The organism is Paraburkholderia silviterrae (genome assembly GCF_004353915.1).
In the GTDB taxonomy this organism is placed as follows: Bacteria; Pseudomonadota; Gammaproteobacteria; order Burkholderiales; family Burkholderiaceae; genus Paraburkholderia; species Paraburkholderia silviterrae.
Window position 1 is genome coordinate 412,399 of the sequence record NZ_SMRP01000005.1, and the last position, 8,116, is coordinate 420,514.

The following is an 8,116-nucleotide window of genomic DNA, read 5'->3' on the forward strand; positions in this document are numbered from 1 at the left end:
AGTCTAACCTTTCCCTTAGGGGGTGCGACACTGTACGTTTAACCAGCCTTGCCGAGACTGATGGGCGTATGCTCAATTCATACGAGCGGCGCCACTAATCGAGCTTCATGATGCCCATCTGCATGGCGGTGTCTGCGCACATCAGTACCAGCTTGTCGTGCGACACACCTTCGGTCAATCGATGGTTTAGGACCTCGTCGAACGTCCCGGCGCACTCCGAGACCGCGTCCATCGCGTCTCCTTCCGTCCGGTTATAGGCGCCAGCAATGAGCCATCGCGCCCGGCATTTCGCGGCATCAATCGTTTCCTGCGCAGAAGCGTCGGGGCCCGCCGTCTGGCATTGAGGAATAGGTACAGGCTGGAATGCTTGCGACAAGGTGGGGATGAGCAAGGCAGCGGCAGCGATGTATCGACGGCACATAGCAGCTCCTTTTGTGAGGGCCTTCTTACTGCCGTTACTTGGTGACTGCGGTGGCCACGAACTCAGGCCGCGAAGGCAAGAGCCTCCGGATCGGTGTCGACAATCTAGCACCTCTTCCGAGCGGCGTCAGTGAGCAGGCGCACCCCGCTCATGGCCTTTTTCGCTTCTTCTCCCGCTCATCCAGCGCCTGAACGACCTTGCCGGCTACCGTATCGGCGAACAGATCGAGCGTCCGGTCGTCGACCGGCGCCCCGCCCTTGCCCGCGGCAAAGCTCTCCTCAAGCCGCGCCACCACTTCCGCGTTCATTGATCGATTGCTGGCCTTAGCGGCATTCCACCGCATCCAGCGTCACGTCGTCCACGTTGAAAGGCGGATTGGCCATCACGCATCCGAGAAGAGCTTGAGGAGGTCCTTTGGGATGCCTCTGTTCTTGTCGCTGCGGGTGAAGCGGTCGTATTCCTCTTGGGGTAACACGCCCAGCAACTCGGGTTTGCACTTTTCGATGCTAGCCATGGCGCGGCGGATGTTGTTCTGTTTCATTCTCGGCTGAGCGGCAGGCAAATGATACACATTTGCCCGCCAGCGCTCGATGCTCCAATGGCAGGTTCGGCCGAGTCATAGGTGATGGTGGGGTCTTGCCGCTCTCAGAAAAAAGTGAACCTTGCAACGACAGCTATCCGGGATGAGTGACGTTGGCTCCGGCCGTTCAGCGGCGCAGCAGCATCTAGTCCCATGCCGGTGGCGTACCAATCAATGTTGTCGCTATAGCAGGCAAACGGCACGAGCAGACCCGTATTGCTGAAATTGCTTACACCAGCGCTTACACAGATTCAGAATGCAAAAAGCCCAGCGGGTGAAGGCTGGGCTAAGTACTTGAATCTATTGGCGCGACAGGAGGGGCTCGAACCCCCGACCCTCGGCTTAGAAGGCCGATGCTCTATCCAGCTGAGCTACTGTCGCGTGAGTGATCTGCGAGGCCGGCGCGCGCGATACGCACCCGAAACGCAGCCTGTCCGGGCTCACGCCATGGGCGTGGGCGCAGACGGGCGTGGATTATACCGCGTTCGGCTCTCGCCGGCCCTGCCCCATGAGGTACGCACCGCCTGCAGCGCGAAGCGGCACGCGCACCATCAAACCTGCGGATGCATCACGAACCAGCCGAGGAAAACCGCACCCGCGATCACGCAATACAACCCGAACGAAGCCAGACGGCCGCGCCCTTCGAAATAGCGCATCAGGAACTTCACGCTCAGCCACGCGGCGATGCCGGTCAGCACGCCACCCACGAGAGCCGTCATGAGCTGATCGTGCGCGTGAAAGAGCTTCGGCAGTTCGAGCACACCCGCCGCGAAGATGATCGGCGTGCCGAGCAAGAACGAAAACTCGGCGGCCTTCTCGGTCGTAAGACCCGCGGCATTGCCGGCGATCATCGTCAGACCGCTGCGCGAGAAGCCGGGAATCAGCGCACCGATCTGCGCGAGGCCCACGAGAAACGCCTGGCGGAACGTGAGCTTCTCGGGCGGGCGATGTGCGCGTGCCTGTTGCAGACGATCGCCGAACCACAGCAGCACGCCGTTCACCATCAGCGCCGCGGCAACGATCCGCAGGTCGTGGAAGAGCGCTTCGATGCGCTTTTCGAGCACGAGACCGACGAGGCCCGCCGGAATCGTGCCGATGATGAGCGCCCACATCATGTGGCCGTCATCGTTCTTGCGGCCCGCGAGCGAAGCGAAGAACCCGCTGATGAGCGCGACCCAGCGCGCGCGGAAATACCAGAGCAGCGCGACCGCCGTACCCAGATGCAGCGCGACGAGGAACGGCAGAATTTGCGGGGCGTGCTTGTCGATATGCATGCCGAAGAGCGGCGGCACGAGCAGGGTGTGGCCGAGACTGCTGACGGGGAAAAGCTCCGTGACACCTTGCAGCACGCTCAGGAAAAACAGGAACGAGAGACTCACGCGGGGGATCCTCGGGATGGTTGGACAGGGTGCCGGACCATCGCAGGGGACGGTGCGGCAAGGCGCACCGATTATGCCTGGGCCGAATTGCAGCGCCAAGCGTTGGGACTCATTTGTCTGAAAAGTTACCGCGCTGCAACAAAATCGTGCGGAGAAAAATGAGCTTGGTGTATCAGAATGACGAGCGGGTCGAATTCGAACAAGCCCAATGGGTGTCCTGTTCGCGAGAGGGAGGGCGTGAGCGGAACGCCGGCGCAAGGTCCGGCGAAAGAAAATCGAAAGCCTGGTATGCCGATGCTCAGTCCGACTGGGCGATCAGCGGGCAACCTTGTAGAAGAAGTACGCACTGCTCCCGATAAACAAGCTGAACAGTCCCATCCCCATCGCCATTGCGAGATCCATTTTTGCGTCCTCCTTCTTTGTCGCTGCGTGCGCAAACGCACGGTTGAGGCCGATTATGGGCGAGCCCAAGCTTGCGCAACACCCACGATTTCCCGACGAGGGTTTTCACGCATCTGAAAGCGGCGCACAATCCCCAGGCGCGCCGGACGCCAGCGCTGCCTCGGCTTTGGCCGCAGCTTGGCCCTTGTCCCCTCTACCCCTCTCGACTCGACGCCCGCCCATGGAATCACACCCTCAGCAGGACATTCTCGAACTCACCAGTGGCGCCTCGACATTGCGCCTCGCGCCGTGGGCCGGCGCGCGGCTCATCTCATGGCATGTCGGCGGCGAGCCGGTCATCCGCTGGCCCGACAACGCGAACTGGGATCAGCCGGCGCGCGTGCGCGGCGGCAATCCGCTGCTCTTCCCGTTTCTCGGACGCCATTTCGTCGATGGCCAGATCGGCCGCTGGCGCGACGCCCAAGGCGTCGTGCGCGATCTGCCGACGCACGGCTTTGCCCGCGATCTCCCGTTCACCACTCAGGTCGACGCCGATGGCCGCGGCGTGAGCATGACGCTGGTGGATTCCGCGGCCACGCACGGCGGCTACCCGTTTGCGTTTCGCTTCGAAGCCACGTACCGGCTCGCCGATGAGCGCACGCTCGACGTCGTGCTCACGGCAACGAACACCGGCGACGCGCCGCTGCCCTGGTACGCGGGCCATCACTTCTACTTCGCGCTGCCTCATGAGCAGCGCGCGCAGAGCACGCTCGACCTGCCGCCGACGCAGCGCCGCCATCAGTTGCCCGATGGCTCGATCAGCGCGCCGGAGCCCGGCGAGCCGCAGTATCGTCTCGACGATACGCGCATCGTGGATCGCTTCCATGTGCTCGAGCCGTCACCGCCTGCGTCGCCGGTGCGATTCGTCGCGCCCGGTCTCAAGCATGCGGTCACGATCGACCTCGACCGCCCGGGCACGCTTGCCTGGTACGCCGTGACGACCTGGACCGAAGCGGCCGACTCCGACTTTTATTGCATCGAGCCGTGGCTCGGCTTGCCCGATGCGATCCACAATGGTCTCGGACTGCGCTGGCTCGCGCCGGGCGCAACCGAAACCGCTGCGTTGCGCCTGCACGTCGAAGCGCTCCGCTGAGCGACACGTTGACGCCATGCATCCTGCGCCTGACGAGATTCGCCAGCCGATTCATCAGGTGAAATCGCAGGCGCGACGCCAAACCCGCTAAAATTAAACGTTTTGCTGGTACGGCTGCCCTCCCGGGACGAGCCACCGGCAGCGTCTTGCGAGGTTCAACGTTGGCAAAGGGATTTAGACGTTTCGCATGCGCGGCGCTCGTCGCGCTGCTCGCCGCTTGCGGATCGGCTCCGGTCGGCCCCGGTTTCTACCGTGTGGAGCGCGGCGACACGATCAGCAAAATCGCACGCAGCAACCGTCAATCGGTTTCGAATATCGTGCGCTGGAACAATCTGTCGAACCCCGACGCAATCGAAGTCGGACAAGTGCTGCGCGTCGCGCCGCCTGCCGGCTCGTCGGCAGGCGCGCAGCGCACTGCACCGCGCGCGAGCACGCCCGCCGCGTCGGCCGTACCCGACAGCGCGAGCACAGCGGCAGCACCCGCCTCGTCCATTTCGCTCGTCTGGCCGACCACCGGCCAGGTGGTCCGTAACTTCGACGGACGCGACTCGAAGGGCATCGACATCGTCAACAGCGCCGGCACGCCCATCGTCGCCGCTGCACCCGGCACGGTCGTGTACGCGGGCAATGGTCTGCGCGGCTACGGCAATCTGCTGATCATCAAGCACGATGGCGAATACCTCACGGCCTACGCGCACAATCAGGCCCTGCTCGTGAAGGAAGGCGAGACCGTGACGCAAGGGCAGAAGGTTGCCGAAATGGGCAGCAGCGACAGCGATCGCGTGATGCTGCATTTCGAGCTGCGCTATCAGGGACGCTCGATCGATCCGGCTCGCGATTTGCCGCCGCGCTGATCGGCGCCACACGGGCAGTGTCTTCAAGGCCCGTTCGTGACTTTGCACAGCAGAAAAAAAGCCCGGCATGGAGCCGGGCTAACGGGGGTTTGGCGCATATCGGCAAAGGACCGGTTTACCATGCGCCGAATGGCAATCTATCAACGCGCCTCTGACGGCGCAATCACTTAATTAGATCGAAAATGTGTCGCGGCGCACGGATTATGTGCCGCATCAATTTCCGATGACGAATCAGCGTTTCAATGTTACGGAATTTGCGCACGAATATGCGCATTGCAGCGCGCTTTGCGCAATCGTCAAAAAGCGGCGCAAAGGCTTGCGGGCTGGGCGCTTCGCCGTAGCACCCGCTGCGCCGTGAGACGTGGTGCAGGCAGCATTTTCCCGCACCGCAATACTGCGCCTCGAAAGCGGTCGCGCGCCGTGTCATTTGGTGTGCAACCGCACAAATAAGCTCAATTATTCGCGGCAGTGGACTTTTTGAAACACCGAGTTCGGGACTCACGATTGACGTTTTTATTCAGATGTTTTGCTTATTCGCCCGTCTGCGCTTTTGTCTGATTAATTATCGCAAGTCGATTGGCATATGGGCTTTCTACCGCACATTAGCGTAGTCATTTCCCGCTTGCCTCCCCCGCCTATGCGGATCGTGCAGGTGCGATGCAATCTCTCGATCGATACTCGGCACCTATGCCAGTCGACAGGCCGCCCGCCTGCAACCTATCGTTTATAGTAACGGCCGCAACTCCATACCCAAGACCATGACTACCGACGACGCTACCCCTAGCCCGCTCTACGCCAAGCTGCTCGGCGAGACCGCCAAGATCGACTGGCAGGACCTCGAACGATTCTTCGCGCAGGGCAAGCTGCTCGCGGTTGCGCGCGACCTCGACCTCGTGAGCGTCGCCGAAGCCATCGCCACCGACGACAGCACGCAAGTGACGCAATGGCTCTCCGCCGGCCTCGTCGAGCGCATGCAGGCCTCGACCGCCGCCGACTACTCGGCACGCAAGCCGGAGCTCTGGGCCGTCGTGGTTTCACCGTGGGTCTGCGTGCAGGAACGTAGTTGAGCGAGAATCTGGCACTGCCGACGCGCGGTGACTGGCATCGGCGCGTGTTGAGGCTCGCCTTTCCGATCGTCCTCGCGAATCTCACTCAGCCAATTCTTGGCGCCGTGGATACAGCCGTTGCCGGTCACCTGGGCAGCGCCGCCGATCTCGGCGGCGTGGCGCTCGGCGGCCTCTTTTTCAACTGCGTCTTCTGGGGCTTCGGCTTTCTGCGCATGGGCACCACCGGGCTCGTCGCTCAAGCCTTCGGCGCCGACGATCAGCCTGCGTTGCGCGCAAACGTCGTGCGAGCATTGCTGCTCGCCTTCGGTATCGGCGCGTTGATCTTGCTGATGCAGTCGCCGCTGATCCGTTATGTCCTCGAGCTGATCGGCGGCAGCGACGAGGTGCAGCGTAATGCGCGTCTCTATTGCCATGCTCGCATCGGCTCGGCGCCGTTTGCACTGGCGAACTATGTCGTGCTCGGCTACCTGCTGGGCACACAACGCGTGCGTATTGCACTGATCTCGCAAGTGCTCATCAACGTCGTCAACGTGGTTGCCGTGCTCGCTTACGTCTATGGATTGGGCTGGGGCATTGCGGGAATTGGCGCAGCGACGGCCACCGCAGACACGGTTGGCTTCGCGTTCGGCGCGACGGTGCTTTGGCATCTGCGGCCTCGCGGCCAGGCGCCGCTTGTGTGGCGCGCGATCGTCGAGCCCGCGGCGCTCAAGCGCCTCGTCGCGATCAATCGCGACATCTTTCTGCGCACGATGTGCCTGTTGGGATCGTTCGGCTGGTTCGCGCATGTGGGCGCAAGACAAGGCGATGCGATCCTTGCAGCCAATGCACTGCTGCTCAACTTTCAGACTTTCATGGCGTACGGGCTCGACGGCTTCGCTCATGCCACCGAAGCGCTCGTGGGCGCGGCGATCGGCGCGCGCGACCGTGACGCTTTTCGGCAAGCGGTGAAAGTGAACCTGTTCTGGGCGGCGCTGGGCGCGCTCGGATTCTCGGCGGTGTACTGGGGCACCGGCACATGGATCATCGCCAGGCTGACCGATCAACCCGCCGTGCGCGCCGCCGCGCAAACCTTTTTGCCGTGGGCGGCGCTTTCTCCCGTCGTTTCGGTGTGGGGTTTCCTGCTCGATGGAGTGTTCATCGGGGCCACGCGCACGCGTGAGTTGATGCAGGCAATGGCTGCCTCGCTGGTCGTCTTCCTTGCCGCTTCTTGGGCGCTCGTTGGCCCCTTCGGTAATCACGGGCTCTGGATCGCGTTGCTGATCTTTATGGCAGCACGCGGCTTGACCCTCTCCCCGCTATTGCCGCGGATCACCGGCGCCATTCAAGCCGCCAAAATGCAACAGGCGCCCTGAGGCGCCTGTTCGATCCGCTGTTGCTGTTACTGTGCCGGCGGCGTTTCGATCATCGTCGGTGGACGATCGTCGGTCGGAACGCCGTGGTAGTCAGCAGGATCGTGGGGCGGCGGCCCGTGATGTTTGCTCGCTCCATCGTCGGCGCAAGCGGAAAGCAGTGCGGCCATCGCAATGGCCAGCCAGACACGTGACATCAACGCAAACTCCCTCAAATAATGTTGCCATGCAGCAGTCTAACGCGTGCACCGCACATTCGACGGCTTGCGAACATTGCTATTTTTTTCCTGCCTGGCTCTGTTCTAAGATACTCACATGGCTGCAACCGAAGGAGGCTGCCATGGATGCCGAAACTATTGCGGGTCTGATCGGTCTTGCTGTCGGTCTGCTGGTTCTGCTCGGGCTATCGATTTTCGAATCGCGTGCCTACAAGCAGGAGCACAACGGCGAAGGCATGATGCACCACTGGCTGGCCGAGCATCACGTGCTCGATCGCATGCGTCGCAGGCACTGAGCTGGCACATGGGGGTCGTCTAGCGGTCTCCATACATCTCGGTGAGCTTTCTCGGGCGCGGCTGGATTTGCCAGCCGTGAGTGTGCTCTTGTTGTCCTGATCTGAGGCCTGAGTCTGAAAAGCTCAGCGCGCCTTAGGAATTTCCACGCGCGTAAACGCCAGAACCCCGGTGCTCTTTTGGAGCCACCGGGGTTCTGGACGTACTGCATAAGGAGCCTGACGATTACCTACTTTCACACGGGCAATCCGCACTATCATCGGCGTAGAGTCGTTTCACGGTCCTGTTCGGGATGGGAAGGGGTGGGACCGACTCGCTATGGTCATCAGGCTTGACGGGTTGCTGCGTCGCTTTGGTTAAGCGCCACAGCCAATCTGGAAGAAGCGTAAAGAGGTGTTGCTCAATTGGGGTTGTGTTGTT

General features: G+C 62.0%; 10 protein-coding genes, 1 tRNA gene and 1 rRNA gene. 5 read left to right on the plus strand and 7 right to left on the minus strand.

The window, feature by feature from the left end; translation table 11 throughout:
* Window positions 1-94: 94 nt before the first annotated feature.
* The 5 genes from EYW47_RS14065 to EYW47_RS14080 all read right to left on the minus strand — a co-directional run bounded on the left by EYW47_RS14065 (window position 95) and on the right by EYW47_RS14080 (window position 2,380).
* Window positions 95-421 (minus strand): hypothetical protein, encoded by a 327-nt coding sequence (locus EYW47_RS14065; protein WP_133195426.1) that lies wholly within the window; start codon window positions 419-421, stop codon window positions 95-97.
* 148 nt (window positions 422-569) lie between these two features.
* Window positions 570-764, minus strand: a complete 195-nt coding sequence (locus tag EYW47_RS14070) for an Arc family DNA-binding protein (RefSeq protein WP_133195427.1) — start codon at window positions 762-764, stop codon at window positions 570-572.
* A 39-nt stretch (window positions 765-803) separates the two neighbouring features.
* Window positions 804-962 (minus strand): hypothetical protein, encoded by a 159-nt coding sequence (locus EYW47_RS40860; protein WP_165976543.1) that lies wholly within the window; start codon window positions 960-962, stop codon window positions 804-806.
* Between the two features lie 343 nt (window positions 963-1,305).
* A tRNA-Arg gene (locus tag EYW47_RS14075) sits at window positions 1,306-1,382 on the minus strand.
* A 170-nt stretch (window positions 1,383-1,552) separates the two neighbouring features.
* Window positions 1,553-2,380 (minus strand): undecaprenyl-diphosphate phosphatase, encoded by an 828-nt coding sequence (locus EYW47_RS14080; protein ID WP_133195428.1) that lies wholly within the window; start codon window positions 2,378-2,380, stop codon window positions 1,553-1,555.
* Between the two features lie 622 nt (window positions 2,381-3,002).
* On the opposite strand from EYW47_RS14080, the gene EYW47_RS14085 reads away from it, so the two are divergent.
* From EYW47_RS14085 to EYW47_RS14100, 4 genes are all read left to right on the plus strand, one after another.
* Window positions 3,003-3,914, plus strand: a complete 912-nt coding sequence (locus EYW47_RS14085; RefSeq protein ID WP_133195429.1) for an aldose epimerase family protein — start codon at window positions 3,003-3,005, stop codon at window positions 3,912-3,914.
* 161 nt (window positions 3,915-4,075) lie between these two features.
* Entirely contained in the window at window positions 4,076-4,768 is a 693-nt protein-coding gene (locus tag EYW47_RS14090; protein ID WP_133195430.1) for a peptidoglycan DD-metalloendopeptidase family protein, read from the plus strand.
* 758 nt (window positions 4,769-5,526) lie between these two features.
* Window positions 5,527-5,835 (plus strand): DUF2288 domain-containing protein, encoded by a 309-nt coding sequence (locus EYW47_RS14095; RefSeq protein ID WP_133195431.1) that lies wholly within the window; start codon window positions 5,527-5,529, stop codon window positions 5,833-5,835.
* The gene (locus tag EYW47_RS14100; protein WP_133195432.1) at window positions 5,832-7,187 is read left to right on the plus strand and encodes an MATE family efflux transporter; all 1,356 of its coding nucleotides are present in this window, start codon (window positions 5,832-5,834) and stop codon (window positions 7,185-7,187) included. The genes EYW47_RS14095 and EYW47_RS14100 overlap by 4 nt, the downstream gene beginning before the upstream one ends.
* 26 nt (window positions 7,188-7,213) lie before the next feature.
* On the opposite strand, the gene EYW47_RS40865 is transcribed toward EYW47_RS14100, so the two are convergent.
* Complete coding sequence (locus EYW47_RS40865; protein ID WP_165976553.1) at window positions 7,214-7,381, minus strand: hypothetical protein; 168 nt, start codon at window positions 7,379-7,381, stop codon at window positions 7,214-7,216.
* Between the two features lie 143 nt (window positions 7,382-7,524).
* On the opposite strand from EYW47_RS40865, the gene EYW47_RS40870 reads away from it, so the two are divergent.
* Window positions 7,525-7,698, plus strand: coding sequence for a hypothetical protein (locus EYW47_RS40870; RefSeq protein WP_165976554.1), 174 nt, complete (start codon window positions 7,525-7,527; stop codon window positions 7,696-7,698).
* 214 nt (window positions 7,699-7,912) lie between these two features.
* Here the strand turns inward: EYW47_RS40870 and rrf are convergent.
* Window positions 7,913-8,026: ribosomal RNA gene (rrf, locus tag EYW47_RS14105) — 5S ribosomal RNA — on the minus strand.
* Between the last annotated feature and the right edge of the window lie 90 nt (window positions 8,027-8,116).